The organism is Nitrosomonas sp. sh817 (assembly GCF_030908545.1).
Classification (GTDB): domain Bacteria; phylum Pseudomonadota; class Gammaproteobacteria; order Burkholderiales; family Nitrosomonadaceae; genus Nitrosomonas.
In genome coordinates, this window is the sequence record NZ_CP133083.1 from 175289 (window position 1) to 198855 (window position 23567).

A 23567-nucleotide genomic window follows, 5' to 3' on the forward strand; every position below is an offset into this window, starting at 1 on the left:
CTTTAAGGCACTTATCCAATCAGTCCCCGGTTTTACCGGAGGTGATTTTTTAACTATTAGCAATAGGGAGATGTGTGCTGGAGGTGCCATGTTATCGATTAGATCCCATTCAATCACTTGGCTTATTCATCCAACCTAAATTATTAGCATGCAAACTCTGAATAAAGAATCGATCACTAATTTCTGTGAGTGCAGTGGTTTCGGGGTATTGACCGCTTGGATCTTGCATGTCTGAAACGATGTTTCCGTTTTCCGTGAATGCTATGACGTGACCATAGGCTTCAGGAATAGGCCAAAACATTCGCGGAAAACGCAGCACTAACTTTCTTAAAAAGGGCTTGTCACTCATGAAATCGATAATTGAGTTACGCGGTTTGGCAAAGCCTAGCCAGATTTTTCCTTCTTGGCCGCGCATTAGGTTGTCAGGATATCCCGGTAAATTATCAAGAAGAATGATGGCTTGCGCTGAATTGAGTGTCACATCAAGATTTTCAGCTGCTATTGCGATTTTCCAAACCCGGTAACGTCCGGTTTCATTAACGAATAATGACTGCTCGTCGTGTGAAAGCGCTATGCCATTGGCGAAACTTAATCCTTTGGCGACGATTCTCACTTGATTATTTACCGGATCATATTCCAGTACACGACCGCTGGCCGATTGCTCAACAATATCCAGCAAACTCGCCTCAAAGGTTCCACCCGTTTGTGATGGAGCAAAGCGAATGGAAGAATCTGTTATATAAATTTTGCCGTTTCGCGCAACGGCAATGCTGTTGGGGTAGCGAATGAGGTCGTCATCGACATGGTCAACAAGCATGCTGATCTTTCGATCTGGGGTAATTTTCAGCACGCCGCGCATTGCATCAGCCGCAATCAAGTTACCGGCGGCATCAAAATCGAACCCCAATACCCGGCCTCTGGTATTTGCGAATACTTCTAGCGCATTTCCATCAGGGCTCATGCGCAGAATTTTACCACTCGCTACAGCGGTGTAGAGCATACCGTCACTAGACAATGCCACATGCTCCGGACCTTCTTCACCTTCAAGTGAAATAAATTTTAAGCCGGATAATCGCTCATTTCGAGTATGTACTCCGGTGTAACCCGGAGCGGAGGGTGCCTTCCAGCTTACAGGCTCTATCGGAACAGGCCAGAAACAGAAATAAGCACTGATACAGAATGTAGCTGCAATCAATAGCGATGTTGATACTTTCATGAGAGCGTGCAGAGCATTAAAAAGATAGTCCGCAAAAATTGATTTCTAAAAATACGTGCATTCATTCACTGAATAATCAATATCCCATGAATTTTGATTCACGTGAAAAATCATCCCAAACAAAAGCCGGATCAACCGAAGGATTTGTTGGAATCATGAAAGTTAGCAAATCAAATATCCCGCACCCCATGCGATTGATCGTATACCAACCACCCTGAAGCACACCGAGACTGAAAGCAGCCATGCCGGGCGCCAGCGTATTTTCTTGTTGCCCCACAATGTTGATATTTTTAGGAAATTCCATCCAACCCGTGGCAATGTTGGCGAAACCACTGCTGAGTTTCAACCTGGACTTATCAAAATGCGAGTTCGGGGTTGTTTCAATATCCGCCAAAGCAATGCATGAGAAGAGAAATGGTGAAGTTATCAAAAAAACAAACCTAGTCATCACATTCATCAAAAATCTCCTGTTATTTGTTACTTCGGTTAAAGTAATGACACGATTAATTAGCGTGTTACAAATAGTGCTATAGTGCCGTTCAATATGAACAGAATTCGATCCGTTCTTTTCAGCGATCACCGCAAGCACAAATTATTTTGCTGATTGCTTTGCGCAGCATATTTCGCGTTGCTGCAGTACCCATAAAATCAACTGCGCCATTGGCAATGCTACCTTATTTTTAAGCCTGATGAATGGAATACACAGCCGAATGATTACGCGGTGATACCCATCCGGAATCACACAACAAGATTAATAGCTTGATTCTTATATAGCACCTTCGTAAGGAATGAGTAAATCATGGTCAGTCTAACCCTCATCAAAACAGAAGCCGAAGAACTGGTCAGGCGCATACCACGATCGAATAATCACCCGATGCAGGGCGAATTGGTGAAACTTTGCGAAACGCATTGGCGTACTTTGCGCGGCCCGCAACCGAGTGCGCAACTGGCGCAAGCATTATGGTCTTCATCGCCACCGTTGGCGGATCTGCTAGTTGATCTTTATACGCAAGGTGATACGCCTTTGAGCAATATCTTGCCGAATTTTGATTTGGCGCGTGGATTAGCGGTTATCGCACTCGCCGAGATTCAGCATGGCAACGAATTCGGGGCGCATATTGCGCATGAACCGATGAAAGCATTTCAAATGAATGTGCCGTCACCCGCATGGCTCAGCAAGATCAGCGCCATGCTCCATGGTACACTCGATGCACCGCTCATGCATTTACATGACCGGCATAACGCCTTATGGAAATCACTTGCGGTGATTGCCGCACAAACCAAACGAGTCGATTTGGCGGCAATAGAAACAGTGGTTCGATTGCTTACAGGACAGGATGAATCCCATAACTGCAGCGATCCCGCGCTGGAGAAATTACGGCAGGGCGTAGCGGATGCCGGCATTCGCTTTTTGACAATGGACAAGAATTTCGTGCAATATGAACAACATCATAAAGCGCACAAGCCGGTACGTTCCCGGCAGTTAGGCGAATTATTGCTGGAAATCAGGCAATTGTGGTTGCGTTAAGCAACGATCGTGCTGAATATACAATGCATTAGCAAGTGCTGTATTCGTCAGGATCAATTGTCAGGGATATTGGGATCATGCGCTACCAGGTTTGCAGGCGCGCATGATTACAACTGCTCCGAAGATAGTCCGGTAATAAGCGGTTTCCTGTACTGAATGAAATCCGGCTTTTTCGGCGAAAACCGGCAGTAAACCCAGTACATGATCGTTGATCTCTTCGAACCACCGCATTCCCCGGGAAAGAAGCCACATCGTAACATCGTGCGGCTCGCCAAAATCGGCGATGTGCAATTCACCACCAGGCTTGAGCACGCGAAATATCTCTTTTAGCGCTTGTTGTTTATCCACCCGGGTCAAATGGTGCATCAGTAAGCTTGAAAACACGTGGTCGAAAGTTTCGTTGGCATAAGGCAAGCACGTTGCCGTTCCTTGTTGCAACAGAATAGGCTTTTCGTTTCGATCGGATTTTTCTTGGGCAATCCGCAAAATCTCCGGATCGGCATCCAATCCGCAGACAACTGCTTCAGGTTCGGTTTGCTTGATCAGTAATGTCAGTGTGCCAGTGCCGCAACCGATGTCCAGTACCGGCTGACCAGACCGGATCCGTGCTTGCGTAACCAATGCCGATCTAATCCGGAGTTCGGGAAATAACCACCGCATCATGGGATCGTACCAGCGGGTCAGCCAATGAAAATGAAATGCCGGAATGAAATGAGGTTGTCTATTCAAAAGGTTGTAAGCAGTGTAAATGAAAAAGCCACGAGGAGAACTCCTCGTGGCTTCAGTTTAGATGATACGTGCTAATTAAGCTAATTTTCGTTTGCGTGCAGAGAAACCAACCAATCCCAAGCCGGCCAGTAACATAGCATAGGTTTCAGGTTCCGGTACCGGTAATGCTTGCAGTGAAACGGAATATTGACCTAAGTTGGCACCGAAAGTACCGCTAATATCCAAATGATATTGACCAGGAAGAAGATCGCCGAGTGAATGGGTTAAGCCATCATCGGTAAAGGTTGCGATCAAAGTTGTACCGTTTGGATGCGTGCTATTCCACACTTCAACTGCAAAATTGTTGATATCGTTAACTACAAAACCACCCAGCGACAGAAACAGAGTTGAAGCAGAACCTGTGGTGGATGAAAAGGTAGGAATTGTGAAATTGGCATATTCTTCAAACGAGTTTCCGGTGGCGCCAATCAACAATGCTGACAATGTTGTCGGGGTTGAACCGATGTTGCCCAATTCGTATGGATTTCCAACAGATCCGTCTCCTGGAAAGTTACCAAAACCGGCAAATGCGGTTGAGCTAAACAGTAGAACGGCTGCAGCGACTAGTTTCAGTTTGAGGTTTTGTAGCATTATCTTCTCCTAGAGTTGTCATTAAATGAACTGCTTGCGTTGTGTTCTTAAAAATAACTTTCGTCATTTCTAGGTTGTGCATACTAAAGCGTTGTCTTTTGATTGCCTATGGTAAGGTTGTGTTGAATTCGTACTAAAAGCTTTGGAGAAAGCTACTATAAAACAACTAGTAATTCTGTTAACTTGCAGCAGTAAAGCAGCTCCATCTCATAAGCCTGGCAGCGGTTTTGCGTGTCATGCTTCACGGACGGGATCGATAAGGAATCGGCTGCGGTTTCGGGAAAATCATTCAAACCGTAACCTGAATATCGCAATGAAAAACTGGGGAGCAACAGGAGAAACACGCGTGTTGCTGTTATTCCACCAGTCATCGGGATGCGGTAGCGAAGCGATTGGCCATCAAGTTAATGCACAAACCAGCGATTATTAAAGCTGCGGCGCCGATTTTCCAGAGATAAATGGGTTCATCCATAACCAGCGCGGAGCTTGCGAATCCGAACACCGGCACCAGAAGCGAGAATGGCGCCACGGTCGTGGCGGGATAACGTCTCAATAGCCAGTGCCACGCCGCAAACCCCAACAGCGTGACCGGATAAGCGTTGTATCCAACCGACGTAACTGAAATCTACGAAAGCCCGGATAGGTTTTCAAGATTCCAGGCGCTTTGCTCAGTGACAAACGATAGCAGCAACAGCGGCGGCCACGCGACGAAACTTCCCCAAGCCACGAGCGCCAGCATGTTAATTTGCCCCAGCCGTTTCGACATCAGATTGCCGATTCCCCACGAAGCGGCGGCTGCAATGATCAGAACCATACCCAATACCGAGATGTCTTCCCCAATATTGGCAGCGACCAGAGCAATACCACTGAATGAAACGATCGTACCCGTGATTTGCCAGCCCGACGGTTTTTCATCCAGGAATAATACCGCCAGCAGCATCGTAAAAAACACCTGCACCTGCAACAATAGCGAAGCCAGCCCGGCCGTTGCGCCGGCAGCCATGCCGAAGAACAGCAAAGTGAATTGCAATGCGAACATGACGAATCCGAAAGCGATCACTTGCCGGAAAGCGACGGCAGGCGGCCGAACGAAAAAAATTGCCGGAAACGCAGTAAAAAAGAAACGCAGCGCGCACAACAGAACCGGCGGAAGCTCGTCAAGCCCCGCTTTAATCATCACGAAATTGAATCCCCAGATCACCGCCACTACGATGGCCAGTGCGATATGTTGCAGATGCATTATTTTCTGTGCTTAAAGTAAATTAAATTTCCAGGATCATAAATCATCATGTGCCGCATCATAACTCATGACCGATGTAGCGCAGATCATTCAATTTTAAGTGCAACGCCTAACGGAGATTGGTTACACCGTTTCATAAATGCCGGTTGCAAGTTTGCAGCAAAACTTTATACTGTACAGAAATAATGTACATTTATGAGGCCTGCAATGACATCGATCAACATCACGGAATTACGCCAACACTTGCCGGAATACCTTAAGCAGGTACAGGGGGGAGAAGAAGTTGTCATCACCGTGCATGGAAAAGCCATTGCCCGGATTGTGCCCGATCTCCGGGAAAGCGAACGCGATGCGGCGCTTAAGCGCCTGGATGCGCTGCGCGGCACGGTGATTGCTGGCGATATACTTGCGTCCTTGAATGAAGAATGGGCAAGCGATGCTGACAATCTGTGACACGCATGTCCTGTTATTCTGGGCGGATCGCCCGGACCGCTTAACGTTACCCGCGCAAGAATCCCTAATCGCCGCCAGGAATAGCGGGAGATTGGCTTGCGCCGCGATCAGCTTGTGGGAAATAGCCGTGTTGTTCCGGAAAAACAGATTGATTTTGCCACCGCAGCACACATCCGTTTCATATATGGAAGACATTATCCTGTCACAGGGGCTTCACATCCTTCCGCTGACTCCCGCGATTGCCGGATTGGCCGAAAGCGGTGTCATCGTTCACGGAGACCCGGGCGACCGGCTGATCGCCGCAACCGCCATCGCTCACCAAGCACTGCTCATTAGCGCCGATGAAAAACTGCATACCGTGCCCGGATTACGCTGCATTTGGTGAAGGGTGCGAGCGCAGGAGAGAGGAGCGTTATTTTTTCACTTCGGACAAACGGATCAACATCAGAATTTCCGGCAGAGATCTGACGGCAATTTGCAATTCGATACCATTGGCAATTTTGTTAAAGCATTGGGGTGCAAACTAAGGATGTCTATAAGATATGATTGATGCGCCTCCTTGCGGTCGGCGCATCCTACCGGGGTGCGCCAGCATTTCCTCTAGGGGATGGGGCTGATTGAAGTTGCCAAGGAACAAGTGCAATGGGCGGTGGATAGACTCAACTATTGACTACGCAAAGTGCTTGGATTCAGAACCCCATTTGAGATATTCTTCGGAAAGACGATGCGATACACCAAATCACCGTTAGGTATTGCACTTCGAAATTGCCCCCGCCAATAAAAAAGGAGCTAAAAAATGATAAGAAAAACACTACGAGCTGCGGCTATTGCCGTATTACTAGCGTCAGCATCGGCTAACGCCACGCTTGAGCCACGATTAGACGGAAAAGCCTATTACGACACGGAAAGTAATTTAACCTGGGCCACTCCCGCTGCCGCAAGATCGATCAAAGAACAGATAGCTTTCGTATCAGATCTTGTCATCGACGGCATTGATGGTTGGAGAATCCCAGATCGCCCGGAATTCTATAATTTTACAAACAATTACTCTGACTGCTCTTATCCTACTGGAGGAGGATGTCCCCCTTATATCCCTGCATCTCCTATAGATGAATATTCATGGGCATGGGGGGTTAACTGGATTTCTCATGGCCCGTCCAGCGCTCCTGATGGATACGAGGACTTCTCGGTTACGGTTTCTGGGATTCTTTACGGTACGTACATTCCGGCGTACGCTAATGGTTATATGCTAGACTTCGTTATGCTTATAAATGATCAGGATAATGCTCATTATACAGTATGGCCAGTGCAAACCGGCGACGTTGCATTAATACCGGAGCCGCAAACTTACGTGATGCTGCTGGCTGGGTTGGGATTGGTGGGGGTCGCGGTTTTCCGAAGAATAAGGAGTTGAGCCATCAGAATAGGTTTTTTCGGTGCATGTTGTAACCGTATGGTGCATTGCGCTGCGCTTAATGGCACCCTACCCGCTGTTTCGCCGCAGTGCCGTCCCCTTCACCACTGCATACACCGCCGGGAAAATGATCAGCGTCAGGATCGTCGCCGAGACCATGCCGCCGACCATGGGGGCGGCAATGCGGCGCATGATTTCGGAGCCGGTGCCGGTGCTGAGCATGACCGGCAGCAGGCCGATGACGCTGCCGGCGATGGTCATCATCACCGGGCGGATGCGGTATACGGCGCCTTGAATCACGGCGTCGTACAAGTCCGATAACGCTATTTGTTCGGCCATCGCTTTGCGTTGCCGCGCGATGGTGGTCAGCGACTGGTCGATGAACGCCAGCATCACCATGCCGGATTCGGCGGCGATGCCGATCAGGCCGATGAAGCCGACCACCGCGGCAATGCTCAAGTTGTAGTCTAGCCAATACATCAACCAAATGCCTCCGACCAGCGAGAACGGTATCGACAGCATCACGATCAGCGTTTCGGTCAGGCGGCCAAAATTCAAATACACCAGCAAAAACACCAGCGACACGGTCAGCGGCACGACGATTTTGAGTTTCTCGGTAGCGCGTTGCATGTATTCGAACTGCCCGCTCCAGGTGGCGTAATAGCCTTGCGGAAATTGCACTTGCTCGCGCACCATCTGTTGCGCATCGGCGATGTAGCCGCCGATGTCGCGGTCACGGATGTCGATGAAGATATACGCCGACAACAATGCGTTTTCGGTGCGGATGCTGGGCGGACCCTGCATCAGCTTGACAGCGGCGAGCTGCCCGAGCGGAATCATGGTGCCGCCCATCGCGGGCACCAGCACTTGCGTTGCAATGGCTTGCGGATCGCTGCGCAGTTCGCGCGGATAGCGGATGGCGACGTCGAAACGCTCGCGGCCTTCCACTGTGGTGGTGATCACTTCGCCGCCGAGTGCGATCGACACCACGTCGAGCAGATCGCCGACGGTCAGGCCGTAACGCGCCAGCGCCATGCGGTCCGGTTCGATATCGAGGTAATAGCCGCCGGTGATACGCTCCGCATACGCGCTGGTGGTGCCGGGCACGGTTTTGACCACCGCTTCGATCTGCTTGGCGATGGCTTCGATCTGGTTCAAATCGTTGCCGAACACTTTGATGCCGACCGGTGTGCGGATGCCGGTCGCGAGCATGTCGATGCGGTTTTTGATCGGCATGGTCCAGGCGTTCGCGACACCGGGGATTTGCAACGCCTGGTCGAGTTCGGCGATCAGTTTGTCGATGTTCATGCCGGGTCGCCAAGCGCTTTCCGGTTTCAAGTTGATGATGGTTTCGGTCATCTCCAACGGCGCTGGGTCGGTGGCGGTATCGGCGCGGCCTGCTTTGCCGAACACCGACGCGACTTCGGGAAAGCTCATGATAATTTTATTTTGCGTTTGCATGGTTTCCGCCGCTTTGGTCACGGAAATACCGGGCAGGGTCACGGGCATGTACAGCAAAGTGCCTTCGTTCAAGGTTGGCATGAATTCGCTGCCCAGCCGCATCGCCGGATAAACCGTTGCGGCCAGTACGCCGAGCGCGATCACCACAATCGATTTTTTCCAGCGCAACACCCAGCCGACCAACGGTTTATAACTGCGGATCATGATGCGTCCGAGCAGGTTATCTTCCTCGCGCGGAATGCGCCCTCGGATCAGCAGCAAGATCAATACCGGCACCAGAGTAATCGACAATAACGCCGCGCCTGCCATGGCAAAGGTTTTGGTATACGCGAGCGGCTGGAACATGCGGCCTTCCTGCGCTTCCAGCGCGAATACCGGCAGAAACGACACGGTGATGATCAGCAGGCTGAAAAACAGCGACGGCCCGACTTCTTGGCATGAAGCGATCACTGCGCGAACGCGCGATTCCCCGGGCCCGGCGCGCGCCAGATGCTTGTGTGCGTTTTCCACCATCACGATCGCGGCGTCGGTCATTTCCGCAATTGCCAGCGCGATACCGGCCAGGCTCATGATATTCGAATTGATGCCCAGATACGTCATCGCGATGAACGCAATCAATACGCCGATCGGCAGCATGATGATCGCGACCAGGGCACTGCGCGCATGCATCAGAAAAATTGCGCACACCAGCGCGATAATGACGATTTGCTCGATGAACACTTCGCGCAGCGTTTCGATGGCGCGATGAATCAGTTCCGAGCGGTTGTACACCGGTTCCAACGACACATTGTCCGGCAAGCCGGTGCGGATTTGCTCGAGTTTCTGCTCGAGATTGTGAATCACTTCCAGCGCGTTTTCGCCGTAGCGCGCCACCGCAATGCCGGAAACCGCCTCGCCTTCGCCGTTCAGTTCGGTAATGCCGCGCCGCTCGCTCGGGGCCAATTCGACCCGGGCAACGTCGCGCAGCAACACCGGCATGCCTTGATGCGCGTTGACCACCAGGTTTTCCAGATCGGCGATGCCGCGCAAATAGCCGCGCCCGCGCACCATATATTCGGTTTCGGTCAACTCGATCACGCGCCCGCCGACGTCGCGGTTGCTCTCTGCGATAACCTCGGTGATGCGTTTCAGCGGAATGTTGTAGGCTTGCAGACGGCGCGGATCGACGGTGATTTGGTAAGTCTTGACGAAACCGCCGACGCTGGCGATTTCCGATACGCCTTCGGTGGTGGTGAGTTGATAGCGCAAGAACCAATCCTGCAACGCGCGCAACTCGTCGAGCGTGCGCTCTTTGCCTTGCACCACGTACTGATAAATCCAACCGACGCCGGTGGCGTCAGGACCGAGCGCCGGGCGCACGTCGCGCGGCAACTGGTTGGCGGCGAAGCTCAGGTATTCGAGCACGCGCGAACGCGCCCAATAAATATCGGTGCCGTCCTCGAAAATGACATAAATGAACGACACGCCGAATGCCGACAAGCCGCGCACCACTTTGGCGCGCGGTACCGCGAGCATCGCCGTGGTCAACGGATAAGTGACCTGATCTTCGACCACTTGCGGCGCCTGGCCGGGGTATTCGGTATAAATGATGACTTGCACGTCGGACAGATCGGGAATCGCATCGACCGGCATTTTCCATAGCGAATAACCCCCCCAGCCGACGATAAAAGCTGTGCCGAGCAGCACCAGAAACACATGCCGGATCGACCATGCAATAATTGTTTTCAGCATGATTCCCTCGCTCAATGGGCTGAATGATCGTGATGCGCTTCGGCGGCTTCGATATGCACCAGCACGAATTCGCCGGCGGATTCTTCCGCCATCTCAAAAACGATGTGTTGCCCCGGCTTGAATGCTGGCAACAGTGACGGCTCGAACACGCGGAAATCCATCGTCATCGCCGGCCAGTTCAAGCTGGCAATCGGTTCGTGCGCCAATGTAACCACGCCATGCGCGAAATCCAGTGCGCGGATCACGCCTTCGCCGCGATGCGTGGCGCGGGCAGACTCACCGGCGTGCGATCCGGCAGCATCGTGTTCGTGAGCTACCGCCTCAAAACTGCCGTGGCCGAAGCCGCTGAGCGCGCCTTTGAAATTGCTTTCCGCGTCGATCAGGAAATTCGCCTTGATCACGACCGCTTCGCCGAGACGTAATCCGCCCAGCACTTCGGCGTAGCCGTCGGCATGAAAGCCGAGTTTGACGGTGCGCGGTTCAAACAGGCCAGCGCCGCGTTCGACCAGTACCACGCGCCGGGTGCCGGTATCGAGTACGGCGGAATCCGGCACCGTCAGCACCTTGTCCTTGCTATGCGAGGAGGCAAATTCGACGCGCGCGTACATCGCCGGTTTCAACAAACCATTTGGGTTGGGTAATACGATGCGCACTACCGCAGTGCGTGTCTCAGGCGTGATCGACGGATAAATGAATGCCACTTCGCCGTTGAACACGTTACCGGGATAGGCGTCGACGCGCACCGTCGCCGATTGTCCGTTGTGGATCATGCCCAGATCCTGCTCGAACACATCGGCCAGCAGCCACACCTGCGACAAATCGGCGATCTGATACAAGGTATCGCCGGGCATGAAGCGTTGGCCTTCGACAGCCATCTTTTCCAGCACCACGCCGTCGGCTTTGGAGCGCAGCGTCAAGTATTGCTGCACCTGACCTTCGCGTTGCAGGCGGCGTATCTCGGTTTCCGCGATATCCAGGTTGCGCAGCCGCTGCAACGCGCTTTCCACCAGGCGCTGCATCGCCTGGCGCACGTCGGGCGTACCGTCGGCGGTCGATTGCAGGCCTTTCAGTGCAATCAGATATTCCTGCTGCGCGGTAATCAAGTCGGGGCTGTAAACATCCATCAACGCATCGCCCTTTTTCACCGCCTGGCCGGTGGTATTGACATACAGCCGCTGTATCCAGCCTTCGAACTTCGTCACCAGCGTGAATTGCTGGCGCTCGTCGGTTTGCACTGTCGCCACCGCGCGCACCGTGCGCATCAGTTCGCGCATCGCCGTAGACTCGGTGCGTACTCCGAGTTTTTGCACTTTATCGGGACTGATACTTACCCAGCCGGGATCGCCGGATGGTTGTTCCTCGCCTTCGTAAACCGGCAGATAATCCATGCCCATCGGGTCTTTTTTCGGCACCGGCGATGTATCCGGCAATCCCATCGGATTGCGGTAATACAAAATTTTTCTGTTTTTCCCCGTGTCCTCGGCAACACCGTTTGCGGCATTTTGGGATTGCGTGCTGCCCAGCCAATAACCGGCAGACAGCAAGGCTGCCATGGTTGAAACTGTCAGCAAAATTTTAGCTGTTGATTTCATGATGATCTCCCTTACCGGTGCTTGTCGTGACGCTTGCCGACCAGCAGTTCGATTTCGGCCAGCGATTTGTGGTAGGTGGCGACTGCGGTGACCAAACTGGTTTCGTAATCGAACACAGTCATTTGATTATCGAGCAAGGTCAGGAAGTCGACGCGGTTGACTTTGTAAGCCGCCAGCGACGATTCGACGGTCAGCCGCGCTTGCGGCAGGATGGTCGATTGATACAGTTGCGCTGATTTATAGCTTTGCTCGGCGATTGCCAATTGTTGCCGCAACGTCGCGGCAATTTCGTTGATTTGTGCTTGGTGCAGGCTTATTGCCTGATCGCGCAGCGCCAGCGCTTCGGAAACGCGCGGTTCGAGTTTGCTCTTGCGCCAAACTGGCAGATTCATGGTCACGGTGAAACTGACTTCATCGGCGCGCCCGGTGCCGTCCAAGCGGCTGTCACGCTGTCCGTACATCACCCGTGGCGTGAAGTCGGGGTAATAATCTTTCTTCGCCAGCTCCAGTACCTTGTCGCTGCGCGCGATCAGACTTGCCAGCGCCAGCAAACGCGGACGTTGAATCAAAGCAGCTTGATACAGCGCCTCGAATTTCAGCGCCGGTTCGTGATAAAGCTGTACCTGCAACGGCACCGGCGCTTGGCTGCCGAAACCGCGTCCCAGCGCACGCAGCAAATTCGATTCGAATATGCGCTGTTCGCGTCCGAGGTCGATCAACCGGTCCGTCATGCGCGATACTTGTGTTTGCGCTTTTAATACATCCGCCTGGCTGCCTTGCCCGACTTGATAACGCTGTTCCGCGATGCGTAAGAAATGCTCGAGCGTTTGCTTGTTTTTCTCGACCAGCTTGATCAGTTCTAGCGTTAACCCAGAATCGAAATACGCGGTTTTGAGGTCGTGCACGATGCGATTGACGGTTTCCTGGTAACCGAATTCGATCGCTTCTGCGTCCTTTTCGGCAACCGCTTCGCGCAAATCGCGCTTGCCCGGAAAAGGCAATGTTTGCGCCAAGCCGATCATTTTCATCGTCATATCCTCGGTACGGAACGGCGATGCGGCAATCGGCATATACAATACCCCGATCTCGACTTGCGGGTCATCCAGTGCGCCCGCCGGGGCGATGCGCTGCTGTGCGGCTTCACGCTCCTGCGCTGCCGCGCGGATTTCAGGATTGTTTGCCAAGGTTTCCGCGATCAGATCCGACATCAACGGCACATCATGCACCACCAAAGCGGCATCCGTGGCCTCCGTGATCAACGGTGAAAAAACGCGGGAACCCTTGCCGTCGGGTAGGTTGTTTTGCTCTTGGGCTTGCACTTGCGCGATCGCTGTGGTAGCAATCCACAATAAAAACAGCATCGCGGTGCGGTTCATCGCAACCACCCAGTGAAATTTTGCAATTGCTGATGTTTATCCTTAATTGGAAGGAACATGTTTGCCTCCTGACCATCATTTGATCGATTCTGCCAATGATGCACCAAAACCAGTGATCATCGCTGCGCTGCATTTTCCGTGACATAAAGAATGCACGGAATGAATGCGAATTAACTCGTTTTTCTTTCGCCTGAACGACCGGCGAGCTGTTACAGGGAAACGATCAGAGGAGGGTGTTGCGGTTGATCCGGTACAAAGGAAGTGAAGCCGGATTCATAGGGAGTAATTGCGGAAATCGCATGAGCAGTTACCGGCGGCGCGGTGCTGGAAACAATCGGCGTGCTGCTGTAGGCATTACAAGAAGTATCATCGCACGGCAGACTATCAAGCCAATGATCGGTTGTATTCTCAGCCGCTTGCTTGTGGCAGCCATCGTGGTGATGCGAGTTGTCGATGGCGGCACGCGGATGATCGAATTTGGTTTCTTGCACACATACCGACAAAATGGCCGCCACGGCACCCTGCACCGGGAACCATAGCATGAAAAAGACCAATAGCCATTTGTAGTTATGTGCTTTCATTTTTTTATTATAAACAATCCACGGATATTACAAAGAAAATTTATCGCAATGGTTCCAGCCCGCCCGAAAACATCCTTACAAAAATTGCATTTCAGAGTTGAATCCGCCAAAAGATGAACTAATTTGATCTTTTAGTTAAATCAATTCCAATGACCGTTATGTCATCAACTCCAAGGAATTTCGGAGAAATATGCTGCCAATATTTTTGAAGTGCTACAACCAATCCTAAAAAATCTAGCCGTTTTGCGCTGTCAGGCATTTCCCAATGTTCTTTTTTACCTCGATACACGAGAACAAAAATGCCCCGATTAGATCGATTATCGCGCAAGTAATCACCGCAAAGCTGATTTTCAAGTCGTTCAAATAAATCCGGCCCAGTCCAATTATCTGCGAGCTTAAGTTCAACAGGAATAGGGCCATCGAAGCCCATTCCCTGAAATCTCAGGTCAATCCTTTTAGCATCGGCCAATTCCTCTTCCTGTGTAATGTCATAGCGCCCCAATGCCTCCTTGCGCAATTCTCGACCAATGAACTTACGCATCTCAGGTTCGAGTGTAATCTTTTGCAGGGTACTGGCAATACTGCTATCACCGTGTTCCAAATCATCCTTGAGATCGAGGAACCGCAAAACAGCGAGTTCGTGCAATTCGTTGTGATTACGGGGCGTGCGTTCCAGTTTATCGTTAAAGTCTTTAACTTGCTTCGGTAACCAGGTTTCAATATCACCCTCTTGCTCGGCTTTTGTTTTTGCCTGAAGCATTATCCACTGCCGGGATTTTTCGTTTGGATGCGCCTCGGCAATCTCCATCAGCGCCAAGAATGATTCCTTGCCGGGAATCTGATTCAGCAATTTGAATAGATTGTCTCGTGCATCCTGCGCGTCATCACGCAACTCTGGCGAATAAACACCTTTACCAGTGCGATCGATGTCGTCTTCACGGCGAATATACTCATGCATTAACCAGTAAAGTGATTTCAGGTGCTTTGGCGTCTTAAATTCTTGTCGCACAGCTGAGTTATTAGTTCTGCGCCCACCTAAAAGGTGCGTCACAAAAATCATCGCAAACAAAGTTTGTTTCTCTGTATCAGACATCGATTCAATTCGAGCAATAAGCACTGTAATTGCCTCATCGGGCGCAACACCCATCCATACAGCAAACCAGCGAGCCACATGATCCCACTCTGCCAAAATGTCGCATTTACGGGATGCTAACGCTTCAATCTGTTTATCCGCCAATGTCGAGCCTTGAATAATCTTGAGCAGTTTATCCAAGTTAGCCAGATTCTTCGGTTCCACTCTGTTCAACAGTTCATATAGATCCGGTGCGATTTGATCCCAAGCCCATTGCCCCGTCCAGCTCAGATCGCTGATGATGTAGTGCGTTTCGGTTTCAGATGTTTCTATCGATAATTCATAGCGGATTTCTTGCATGAGAAAATCGATTACAAGCTGCGGGTATGTTTCGAAAAGCCGAGGAAACCAAACCGGAAAACCATTCAACTCAAAGGTTGCATATCTGCAAGCGTTCTCAATTTCATCGGGATTCAAGTGCCTAGGCCAATCTTCGGTTTCATGAGCTTCGATTTCAAGGCCAACCAAACCAATAATGACGGAATAGGGTGTTTCGTTGCATGACGCACCTTCTGATCGTAATTTCGGTTTGTGATGCCGCCATAGGGAAACAACACCATCTCTATAGAAGCGTGCAACTTTTTCTCCATACTCTGGTATCAACGTTTGCCAGTTATATTCTGTCCAACGACCCGCTAAGTTTTTCTTTTTCCGGGTTTGATCGAAGAGATAAAGCAAATCATTTGTCAGAATCCCAGGATTCTCACGGTGTGCAGCTGAAGCTTCGTCAAGTTTTTCGTTAAAGTATTTCTTCCAGTCTGCATGGTATTTTTCCTGTCGTTTCTGGTGGGCTTGAGATTCCCTTTTCCATTTCGACTCTTCCTGTTTCATGCGTCGATAAATTAAATCTTGTGCAGGAGGCTTTAAATAAGAACTAAGGCGCTCGGATAGCTCCTTACTGTTAGCAACCAGTTTTTTCAGTTGCCTGCGCCAGACAGCTGGCCGACCTGCCTTTTTGTACAGATCAAAGGCTAATGACAGGGCAATCAATCGATTATCAAGAAGCGTTTGATTGGAGATTTCTTCGGCAATATACTCAAAATCACTTTCCTCGAATCGCCAGAACGGCCGGAATGGAACTTGATAAAATTCGGTCAATCGTTCCCCATTACGTTTGTCTCTAGCAGCTCTAGACTTTTGCACTTCGTACCAAAATAACGCGCTATTCAACTCCTTCCATGCAGGAATCAGTTTTGAAAACTCTTCCTTGACGCCGTAAAGATGATTGGTCTCATATCGAAGCACCGAAGAATATTTATACAGAATTTCGAGTACGTCGGATTCGAGTGATGCGTGATGATGGGTCAAAATCAATCGTTCAGCAGCTTTGCACGCCGGTGCTATCAGCCACTGAAATTGCTCGGATACTTCGCAAAACCGCCGCTCGATTAGTGGTGGAAGGTCAAGCAATCTGCTTAAGCCAGCGACAAATTGAGGGAGCAGATTAATATCGGCAGCTTTAACGAATGCGGATAAGTTGTAAAGCAAATTATCCGCGATGGGATTTTCCGTCGGTTCGATCTTCTCCAAACACGCCAATAGCCAAATCAGTGTTTGCTCTGTCGGATTTATAATTTCAATAAGCTCAGCTAACCACTCGCGGTTAAGTTTTGGTGCCTCGGTTAGAAAGTTTTGATAAACACGTTCTCGATCTTCGCTGGAACCAATGGCCTTGATGGCCCTGAATGCCACCATGCGAGTGTAACGTTCAGTATGAGGATTGAGTGCGGCTTCCATAACTTCCTGCCGCGCACCTTTAAGCTGTCCGATCCATACCATTCGAAGCAGGAATGCCTTCAGGTCGTCGTTATCCACATACTCACGGAGCAATGCCAGCACGTCATCGGTCAGATCAGGATTCGCAAATCGCTGCACTGCTGCTTCGTCTCGCATGGTATGTCCCATTGTATTGCTGCCCATTTGTTTGCAAACATCGTGCAGTACGCTCCTGCGCACTTCCAAAGGTAACTGACTTGGATCGCCTCCCTCAAAGAGAATTTCCGGTGCCAACTTGCGAACACGATCTCTGATCTTTTCATCCCAATGAATCAACCAAGGCAAGATAGGACGCAGCGTGGGCGCGATAATATCCAAGCCGTACTGATTGCGAAAGATTAATGCTTCAATATTTCGCCGCGATGTTTCACGCTTTAGTAATCCGGTAAACCACTCGGCGGTTAAGTACTCGCGCACCGAACGATGGTGGAAACGCACCGTACCATAAATCGCTTCATCGAAAATCGGTAATGACAGCAGCACCGATTGATCCATGCTATCCCAATCCGGCAGTACGGATCGAACATCGATTCCTTTGCAATTAGCGCTACCGCCGGGGATTTTGATTGCCGACTCACGCGTCAGTGTCGCAGCAGCTGCCAATAACCTGGCTCCCTGACGGGCACGCTCCGCCTGAAGTGGGCGAACATCGGCTCGATTTTGGTCATGCTCAGTCAATCTACGTTCGATGCTGTTTTGCATGATCTCGAGACGGCTTCCAATCTGGTTATGATCTAGCCAAAATCCGGTTAATTCTTCCAAATCTTGGGGGCGTGTCGTAAAAGACCAGGCATCCGCGCGTTCTACCGCGTCGAGAAAAGCTTTGCTATCCGCTACCCCTCTTGCTTTGACAAACACCGCGATCTGATCGCGTGCGAGATCATCAAGTGCAACAATTATGAAAAATGAATCATTTTCTTTCTTCGAATCAGTTTTGGTTAGTACGCTTCCATCAGGTTGGGTCGCTTCTTCCGGTTCATTATTATGGGTTTGTGGATTGCGCTCCGATGTAGCAATTGGTGTATATGGAAAGCAATCGTTGCAATGATTGAGATCGGTTCTAGGCCGCCATGCTGTTGTTCGACCGGTTATGACAATATGTGTGCGATCTTTTGCCGTACTGATTTTATTACTTAATATACGAATCGCAAGTTCAAAGTCACTAGGGTTCCGAAGACGTGCTTCGTCCACTGAATCCAAAAAAAGCCATCCTTCGTAACCAGATGCTGACCACTCAATGAATTCTTTGTAAGTTCCTTCTTCAAAAGAATCTTCAAAATTTGCAGGAATATGCTCCAGGCGAAGAAAAAAAGCTGGCTTTCCTTCATTTCTAAGCGAGCGAGTGATATTGCGGATTTCGGTTGTTTTGCCCGAACCGGCTTCGGACAAAATTATTACGCGGTACTCTTTAATCAGTTCTGGCCAGCGTAAGTGCTTATCGGTAGGAAACCATTGACTGAAATCTGTATCATCGTTTTCATTGGCCTCTTTCTGCAGATCATGAAAAGTCCTCTTTAGCTCTACAAAATCATTTGTCATGAGAGGTCAGGAATCACATTTTTCATACTCGATAGGGTTGCATTGTATTTTAATTATTTGTGATTTTATTGAAAATCTTGTTTTTTATGAAAGTATGGATCGTTACTCTTATAGCTGTTGTTCGTTCAAATAATAAGAATAAGTTTTTCTGACCAGAAATCTCAGATTATCTGAGAAGGATCATAAAAATTATATGCTTATCGATATGGTTGATTGAATGTCGGCAATTGCTGATAGTGCTGTTCATAGCGAATTATTTTTAACTCGTTACCGGTTTCTCTCGCCGCTTGGGCTGCGCGATACAGCGCATTGCGGCGGTTCGGAGTGCGCTGCAGCGAGGCTTCCAGTTCCTTCAGTGCGGCGGCAGGCTGGTTCAGCGTCAGCAGCAATTCGCCGAGCAACTCCCGTGCAGGAATGATGGCGCCGGGGGTGACGTTGTCTTTCTCGGTCGAGTCTTCCAGATCGGCGGATGCGCGCATCATTCGCAATGCTTCTGCGGGCCGATTCTCGGCAGCCGCGATCCAGGCGGCAACCGCCAAGCGCTGAATTTCGATTTGATCGGCGGTGTAGTTTTTATCAGCGGAGCGGTCACTGTCGCGCAAGGTTTCCAGGCGTTTCAAGCTGCTTTTGGCGTCGGCGAGGTTGCCGGTTCTGGCGGCACCGACACCCTTGGCAAAATGAATGATCGCTTCGCACCAGCCGAATCGTTGCCACGGGAAATCCGCTGGCTGGATGCTCAGTTTTGCCGCCTCGTACCAGTCACCGCGCTCGACCGCGAAGCGTGCCGGAATAGCGGCATAGGCATAGGCAACCGTAGTATTTTGCGGTTGCGCGTTATGAATGGTTTGCAGTTGATGCACAATCTGCCGGGCTTTCTCGGTTTCAGCCATTTGTAAATATGCGTACAACAGATAGTCCATGAAATGAAAGCGCTGATCCCAGTGATTATCCGAAGCGTGCAACCGGGCGTGTTCTTGTGCGGTCTGGTACGCCACCCAATTGGATTGCGCTGCATCCGGCCATTGGCCGAGGCGGATAAAGATATGCGACGGCATGTGCAGGGCATGCGGCACGGCGGGGGCGATTTTCGTATACCCCCGGGCGGCATCGAGTCCGAGTTCCGCCAGTTCCGGGTAATCGCTGCTGTGGATGATGTAGTGCGCGACACCGGGGTGTTGCGGTTCGTCCTTCAAGATACGCTGCAGCAACTGCAGCGCTTGTTTTTGCCTGGCAAAGGTTTTGTCATTCGGCGAAGCATTTGAAATCAGCGCCAGCGCATAAAACACCGCCGCTTCGTGATCGTCCGGAAATTCTGCGACGATGCGCTGCATCGCTTGCTCATACGCCAGTTTCCGGGCGCTGTAATCGTTGCTGGCGTTCGCCGGATACAATGTTGCGGCAGCTTCCAGATAGGCTTTTTCACGCGCGGTTTGAACATTTAATGACTGTGCTTGCTGGATGGCGTCCCGCCCTTGCTGTAATTCGCCAGGACTCGGGGTTGTGGCCCACAATTGCTGGTAAAGACTCATGGCAATGCCCCAATAGCCCATGGCGCATTGAGGATCGGTAACGGTGACCTGGCGGAAGGTTCTTTCGGCTTCGTCGTACCAGAACGAATGCAGCATCGCTACGGCCTGGTTGAATTGTGTTTGTGCAGCGGGCGTGCAGGAAACCGTAAAATTAACTTTACCGAGTTTTTCCTGATCGAAGCCACCCGCATGGTGATGATCACCATCGGCAAGAGCCATTCCAGTCAGTAACAGCAAGCTTGCGGAAATAAAAAAGCGTGTCAGTGATGTCATAGTCAATCTCCAAATTATAGGGATCAGCGGCCGGTGTCGTCACCAGCCAGATTATCAAGTATTGGACATTGCGGGCGTTCATCGCCGTGGCAATGCGCGACTAATTGCGTTAATGCCTGTGCAATCGATTCCAGTTCGGTGATGCGCGTTCGCAAATCAGCCAAATGCGCTGCCGCCAGTTGTTTCACTTCGCGTGCCGGCCGTTGCTGGTCCTGCCATAGCGATAGCAATTTTTTGATTTGCGCCGTACTGAATCCGGCATCCCGCGCCCGGCGTATGAAACGCAACAAATGTATGTCGCGCGCCTGATAATGCCTGTAACCGGCTAATGTGCGCGATATTTTCGGAATCAATCCGATCGCTTCGTAGTGGCGGATCATTTTGACTGATACGCCGGAAGCGCTTGCTGCTTGTCCAATGTTCATTTCGTCCTCTCAATGATGACAGTTTGCCAGCGCATGTCCGCGACCACGCGCAATCAGCCAACGGTTAAGCGGAAAAGCGGCGATACCGGCGATTATTAGCGCAGCGAACAAACTGCTCCAGAACAGCCACGAATCAAGCGGCGCAGCCATCGCGCCCGGTACCATCAGCATGACAAGATTGTCGACAATTTCCATGATCGTGATCGAAGCCGTATCCGCGGCGAGTGCAATTTTCATCGCGGCTCGAAGCGGGTAGCCGCCGCGTAGAATTGGTAACATTGTAAGCGCATAGCCGGAGAAAAAGGCGAGTAAAACTGCTAGCACGATAGTTTCGGTATTGCTCCAACCCAGCGCAGTGCCGATTACCATGCCCGCAACTTCGCCGATGGCGCAACCCGATAAACAGTGCAGGGTAGCGATTGCTGCTATCTCATTGAGCGATGGGTCTTGATGATATGAATGATTGGGCATGTTTGACTCCTGGAAAAAAGTTAAAGGAGTTTTCATCATGAAGCTTGCTACCGTGGGAAGGTCAAGCGGTTGTTGCGGATGCCGGAAAAAATGTTGTCCGGTAAAGAAAACCGCAGACAATGGTAAAGTTACGGTTTGATGCTGATTTGTGCTTCCAATCCAATAGAAAGAAACAGCAATTTATGGCCATTTGGTTTAAACACCTCTGTCTGGGCGTAATCATCGGTTTGATGGGCATGTTGATTCATGTCTCTCCGGCAGGTCATTGGCTGGAAGAAAAATTTGGATTGTACTGGCTGTTTCACTTACGCGGTGCGGTGACGGCGCCGGAGAAAATCATGGTTGTCGCCATTGATCAATATTCCGCCGCCAAGCTGGATTTGCCGCTGACACCGCGATCGTGGCCGCGCGATTTGCATGCGCAATTGATCGAACGATTAACCCAAGCCGGCGCCCGCATCATTGTGTTCGATCTTATTTTCGATAAGCCGGGCGATATCGTCGCGCACGATGAGCGGCTGATTGCCAGTATGGAAAAAGCCGGCAATATTGTGCTGGTGGAGCGTCTGGTGCATGACGACAGCGCGTTTTATGCCGATTCGCAGGCGCTCGATGAACACCGGATTACCAAAGAAGGGCCGATTCAACTACTGCCGGCGGTTGCGCAAGCGATCAGAGCCCATGCGCCGTTTCCTTTACCCAAATCCGAACGGGTCAATCATTATTGGGTGTTTAAAACGGATGCTGGAGATATTCCGACGATTCCAGCCGTGGTGTTCCAGATTATTGCATTACCGGTTTACGATGATTTGATCCGGCTGTTGCGGAATGTCGATCCGGCGCATGCAGCCGCTTTGCCTGCCGGAGATGAGACAGCAATGGATATTGAGGATCTCATTTTTTCTTTGCACGATCTTTTTAATCACCGTCCGCAATTGGCGGCGCAGTTGCAAGCGGAGTTGCATCGCGATACCCGCTTAAATCCGGATGACAAGCACATGATCCAGGCGCTGATCAATCTCTACGCAGGAGAGGATACGCGCTACCTGAATTTTTACGGCCCGCCGCGCAGCATCAAAACCATTCCGTATTATCAGGCATTACAAGGTAGCCTCAGTGGCGCCGGTATAACGGACGGAGATTTTAAGGATAAGGTGGTATTTGTCGGTTTTTCGGCTGCCAATCAACCGGAGCAAGACGTGGTCCGGGATGATTACCATACGGTTTTCTCGAATCCGAACGGACTCTACATCAGCGGCGTCGAGATTGCGGCAACGGCATTGGCCAATTTGCTGGAAAATAAACCGGTCAGGCCGCTCTCCCGGATCGGAAGCCTGGGACTGTTATTTGTTTTCGGTTTTGGATTGGGCGTTATTTTTTTGATCCGGCACAAACCAGGCGTGGCGATGGCCTGCGCGGTGTTAATTTTTCTTTACGCAGGCGGTGCGTTTTATTACTTTAAAGATGCCAGCATTTGGCTGCCGTTGGTGATTCCGCTGGGTTTGCAGATACCGGCAGCGTTTTTTGGCGCGATACTGCTGAAATACTACGAAGCCAAGCTGGATCGCCAGCAACTCAAAGAGGCATTCGGGTATTTCTTGCCGGAGCGAGTCGTCAACGATATCGTCAAGAATGCGGGGGCCATGGCATTTTCCAATCAGTTGGTTTACGGCGCTTGCCTCGCCACCGATGCGGAGAAGTATACCGCGCTTGCGGAAAAGCTCGAGCCGCAGCAACTGGCGCAATTGATGAACGATTATTACGCGGCATTGTTTGAACCGGTCAGGCGGCATCAGGGCATCGTTTCCGATGTGGTTGGAGACGCGATGCTGGCAATCTGGTCAAAGACTTCCGCGAAAACCGATTTGAGAAAAGAAGCTTGTCATGCTTGTTTGGATATTGCCGCGGCGATTGACAGTTTTAATCATGCCGGCACTCATCAACCGTTGCCGACGCGCATCGGATTGCATTTTGGTGAGATGTTGTTAGGGAATATCGGTGCGCTTCATCATTACGAATATCGTGCGATCGGCGATATCGTCAACACCACCAACCGTATCCAGGGCGTCAACAAATATTTAGGCACGCGCATTCTGGTGTCCAGCGAAGTGATCACGGGATTGAATGAATTCCTGGCCCGTCCACTCGGAGATTTTCTCTTAACCGGAAAATCCACGCCGGTTAATCTGTTTGAGTTAATGACACACAGCGGTTCAGCCAGTGAGCGGCAATTATGGTTATGTGAAAATTTCAGCCGCGCCTTAAATGCCTATCAACGCCAGCAATGGAGTGAAGCCTGCGAAATTTTTAATGAGATTCTGGATGTCATGCCGGAGGACGGCCCGGCCCGTTTTTTCCTGGTTGCTTGCCAGCAATATCAATCGGCTGTTCCAACCGGCCCGTGGGATCCGGTCATGCGCATCAGCAACAAATGATGCGGCTGATTCGCGTTGAAGCATTTTGTGTGAGTT

18 protein-coding genes and 2 pseudogenes are annotated in these 23567 nt (G+C 50.8%); 6 read left to right on the forward strand and 14 right to left on the reverse strand.

Annotation, left to right across the window (positions count from 1 at the left end):
- Positions 1-109: 109 nt before the first annotated feature.
- Together RBH92_RS00940 and RBH92_RS00945 are read right to left on the reverse strand one after the other, a co-directional pair.
- Positions 110-1216 (reverse strand): SMP-30/gluconolactonase/LRE family protein, encoded by a 1107-nt coding sequence (locus tag RBH92_RS00940; RefSeq protein WP_307932867.1) that lies wholly within the window; start codon positions 1214-1216, stop codon positions 110-112.
- A gap of 76 nt (positions 1217-1292) precedes the next feature.
- The gene (locus tag RBH92_RS00945; protein WP_307932868.1) at positions 1293-1673 is read right to left on the reverse strand and encodes an exosortase system-associated protein, TIGR04073 family; all 381 of its coding nucleotides are present in this window, start codon (positions 1671-1673) and stop codon (positions 1293-1295) included.
- Positions 1674-2015: 342 nt separating this feature from the next.
- Here RBH92_RS00945 and RBH92_RS00950 point away from each other — a divergent pair, with 342 nt between their 5' ends.
- Positions 2016-2744 carry a hypothetical protein gene (locus RBH92_RS00950; RefSeq protein ID WP_307932869.1) on the forward strand — a complete coding sequence of 243 codons (729 nt, stop codon included), beginning with the start codon at positions 2016-2018 and terminating at the stop codon, positions 2742-2744.
- 75 nt (positions 2745-2819) lie between these two features.
- Here the strand turns inward: RBH92_RS00950 and RBH92_RS00955 are convergent, their stop codons facing one another.
- From RBH92_RS00955 to RBH92_RS00965, 4 genes and pseudogenes are all read right to left on the reverse strand, one after another.
- Positions 2820-3473: a class I SAM-dependent methyltransferase gene (locus RBH92_RS00955; protein WP_307932870.1), complete on the reverse strand. Its 654-nt coding sequence runs from the start codon at positions 3471-3473 to the stop codon at positions 2820-2822.
- Between the two features lie 75 nt (positions 3474-3548).
- Positions 3549-4103, reverse strand: a complete 555-nt coding sequence (locus RBH92_RS00960) for an FxDxF family PEP-CTERM protein (RefSeq protein ID WP_307932871.1) — start codon at positions 4101-4103, stop codon at positions 3549-3551.
- A gap of 460 nt (positions 4104-4563) precedes the next feature.
- A pseudogene (locus RBH92_RS14940) lies at positions 4564-4683 on the reverse strand (hypothetical protein); the annotation flags it as partial.
- 45 nt (positions 4684-4728) lie between these two features.
- A complete protein-coding gene (locus RBH92_RS00965; protein ID WP_307932872.1) occupies positions 4729-5343 on the reverse strand; it encodes an EamA family transporter in 615 nt (204 codons plus the stop codon).
- Between the two features lie 207 nt (positions 5344-5550).
- On the opposite strand from RBH92_RS00965, the gene RBH92_RS00970 reads away from it, so the two are divergent.
- The 4 genes and pseudogenes from RBH92_RS00970 to RBH92_RS00980 all read left to right on the forward strand — a co-directional run bounded on the left by RBH92_RS00970 (position 5551) and on the right by RBH92_RS00980 (position 7210).
- Positions 5551-5796 carry a type II toxin-antitoxin system Phd/YefM family antitoxin gene (locus tag RBH92_RS00970; RefSeq protein ID WP_307932873.1) on the forward strand — a complete coding sequence of 82 codons (246 nt, stop codon included), beginning with the start codon at positions 5551-5553 and terminating at the stop codon, positions 5794-5796.
- Complete coding sequence (locus RBH92_RS00975; protein ID WP_307932874.1) at positions 5780-6181, forward strand: type II toxin-antitoxin system VapC family toxin; 402 nt, start codon at positions 5780-5782, stop codon at positions 6179-6181. The genes RBH92_RS00970 and RBH92_RS00975 overlap by 17 nt, the downstream gene beginning before the upstream one ends.
- Positions 6182-6400: 219 nt before the next feature.
- Positions 6401-6577 (forward strand): annotated as a pseudogene (locus tag RBH92_RS15010) (IS30 family transposase); the annotation flags it as partial.
- Between the two features lie 15 nt (positions 6578-6592).
- Entirely contained in the window at positions 6593-7210 is a 618-nt protein-coding gene (locus RBH92_RS00980; RefSeq protein ID WP_307932875.1) for a PEP-CTERM sorting domain-containing protein, read from the forward strand.
- A gap of 69 nt (positions 7211-7279) precedes the next feature.
- Here RBH92_RS00980 and RBH92_RS00985 read toward each other — a convergent pair whose 3' ends face one another.
- The 8 genes from RBH92_RS00985 to RBH92_RS01020 form a co-directional block, all read right to left on the reverse strand.
- Complete coding sequence (locus tag RBH92_RS00985) at positions 7280-10402, reverse strand: efflux RND transporter permease subunit (protein ID WP_307932876.1); 3123 nt, start codon at positions 10400-10402, stop codon at positions 7280-7282.
- An 11-nt stretch (positions 10403-10413) separates the two neighbouring features.
- Positions 10414-11994, reverse strand: a complete 1581-nt coding sequence (locus RBH92_RS00990; RefSeq protein WP_307932877.1) for an efflux RND transporter periplasmic adaptor subunit — start codon at positions 11992-11994, stop codon at positions 10414-10416.
- Between the two features lie 11 nt (positions 11995-12005).
- Positions 12006-13370, reverse strand: coding sequence for a TolC family protein (locus RBH92_RS00995; RefSeq protein ID WP_307932878.1), 1365 nt, complete (start codon positions 13368-13370; stop codon positions 12006-12008).
- Positions 13371-13579: 209 nt separating this feature from the next.
- Complete coding sequence (locus tag RBH92_RS01000; RefSeq protein WP_307932879.1) at positions 13580-13951, reverse strand: hypothetical protein; 372 nt, start codon at positions 13949-13951, stop codon at positions 13580-13582.
- A gap of 118 nt (positions 13952-14069) precedes the next feature.
- Positions 14070-18398, reverse strand: a complete 4329-nt coding sequence (gene hyoA / locus RBH92_RS01005) for an NACHT domain-containing antiphage protein HyoA (protein WP_307932880.1) — start codon at positions 18396-18398, stop codon at positions 14070-14072.
- A gap of 197 nt (positions 18399-18595) precedes the next feature.
- On the reverse strand, positions 18596-20200 hold the full coding sequence (locus tag RBH92_RS01010) for a tetratricopeptide repeat protein (RefSeq protein ID WP_307932881.1): 1605 nt from the start codon (positions 20198-20200) through the stop codon (positions 18596-18598).
- A 23-nt stretch (positions 20201-20223) separates the two neighbouring features.
- Positions 20224-20625 carry a Cu(I)-responsive transcriptional regulator gene (gene cueR / locus RBH92_RS01015; protein WP_307932882.1) on the reverse strand — a complete coding sequence of 134 codons (402 nt, stop codon included), beginning with the start codon at positions 20623-20625 and terminating at the stop codon, positions 20224-20226.
- Between the two features lie 9 nt (positions 20626-20634).
- Positions 20635-21096, reverse strand: coding sequence for a DUF4396 domain-containing protein (locus RBH92_RS01020; protein WP_307932883.1), 462 nt, complete (start codon positions 21094-21096; stop codon positions 20635-20637).
- Positions 21097-21278: 182 nt separating this feature from the next.
- Here RBH92_RS01020 and RBH92_RS01025 point away from each other — a divergent pair, with 182 nt between their 5' ends.
- A complete protein-coding gene (locus RBH92_RS01025) occupies positions 21279-23531 on the forward strand; it encodes a CHASE2 domain-containing protein (protein ID WP_307932884.1) in 2253 nt (750 codons plus the stop codon).
- The last annotated feature ends 36 nt before the right edge of the window (positions 23532-23567 follow it).

What these genes read in the sequence shown, in the direction of transcription:
- RBH92_RS00940 (WP_307932867.1), bottom strand. Translation starts at nt 1,216, where the DNA reads ATGAAAGTATCAACATCGCTATTGATTGCAGCTACATTCTGTATCAGT.
- RBH92_RS00945 (WP_307932868.1), bottom strand. Translation starts at nt 1,673, where the DNA reads ATGAATGTGATGACTAGGTTTGTTTTTTTGATAACTTCACCATTTCTC.
- RBH92_RS00950 (WP_307932869.1), top strand. Translation starts at nt 2,016, where the DNA reads ATGGTCAGTCTAACCCTCATCAAAACAGAAGCCGAAGAACTGGTCAGG.
- RBH92_RS00960 (WP_307932871.1), bottom strand. Translation starts at nt 4,103, where the DNA reads ATGCTACAAAACCTCAAACTGAAACTAGTCGCTGCAGCCGTTCTACTG.
- RBH92_RS00965 (WP_307932872.1), bottom strand. Translation starts at nt 5,343, where the DNA reads ATGCATCTGCAACATATCGCACTGGCCATCGTAGTGGCGGTGATCTGG.
- RBH92_RS00970 (WP_307932873.1), top strand. Translation starts at nt 5,551, where the DNA reads ATGACATCGATCAACATCACGGAATTACGCCAACACTTGCCGGAATAC.
- RBH92_RS00975 (WP_307932874.1), top strand. Translation starts at nt 5,780, where the DNA reads ATGCTGACAATCTGTGACACGCATGTCCTGTTATTCTGGGCGGATCGC.
- RBH92_RS00980 (WP_307932875.1), top strand. Translation starts at nt 6,593, where the DNA reads ATGATAAGAAAAACACTACGAGCTGCGGCTATTGCCGTATTACTAGCG.
- RBH92_RS00985 (WP_307932876.1), bottom strand. Translation starts at nt 10,402, where the DNA reads ATGCTGAAAACAATTATTGCATGGTCGATCCGGCATGTGTTTCTGGTG.
- RBH92_RS00990 (WP_307932877.1), bottom strand. Translation starts at nt 11,994, where the DNA reads ATGAAATCAACAGCTAAAATTTTGCTGACAGTTTCAACCATGGCAGCC.
- RBH92_RS00995 (WP_307932878.1), bottom strand. Translation starts at nt 13,370, where the DNA reads ATGAACCGCACCGCGATGCTGTTTTTATTGTGGATTGCTACCACAGCG.
- RBH92_RS01000 (WP_307932879.1), bottom strand. Translation starts at nt 13,951, where the DNA reads ATGAAAGCACATAACTACAAATGGCTATTGGTCTTTTTCATGCTATGG.
- hyoA (WP_307932880.1), bottom strand. Translation starts at nt 18,398, where the DNA reads ATGACAAATGATTTTGTAGAGCTAAAGAGGACTTTTCATGATCTGCAG.
- RBH92_RS01010 (WP_307932881.1), bottom strand. Translation starts at nt 20,200, where the DNA reads ATGACATCACTGACACGCTTTTTTATTTCCGCAAGCTTGCTGTTACTG.
- cueR (WP_307932882.1), bottom strand. Translation starts at nt 20,625, where the DNA reads ATGAACATTGGACAAGCAGCAAGCGCTTCCGGCGTATCAGTCAAAATG.
- RBH92_RS01020 (WP_307932883.1), bottom strand. Translation starts at nt 21,096, where the DNA reads ATGCCCAATCATTCATATCATCAAGACCCATCGCTCAATGAGATAGCA.
- RBH92_RS01025 (WP_307932884.1), top strand. Translation starts at nt 21,279, where the DNA reads ATGGCCATTTGGTTTAAACACCTCTGTCTGGGCGTAATCATCGGTTTG.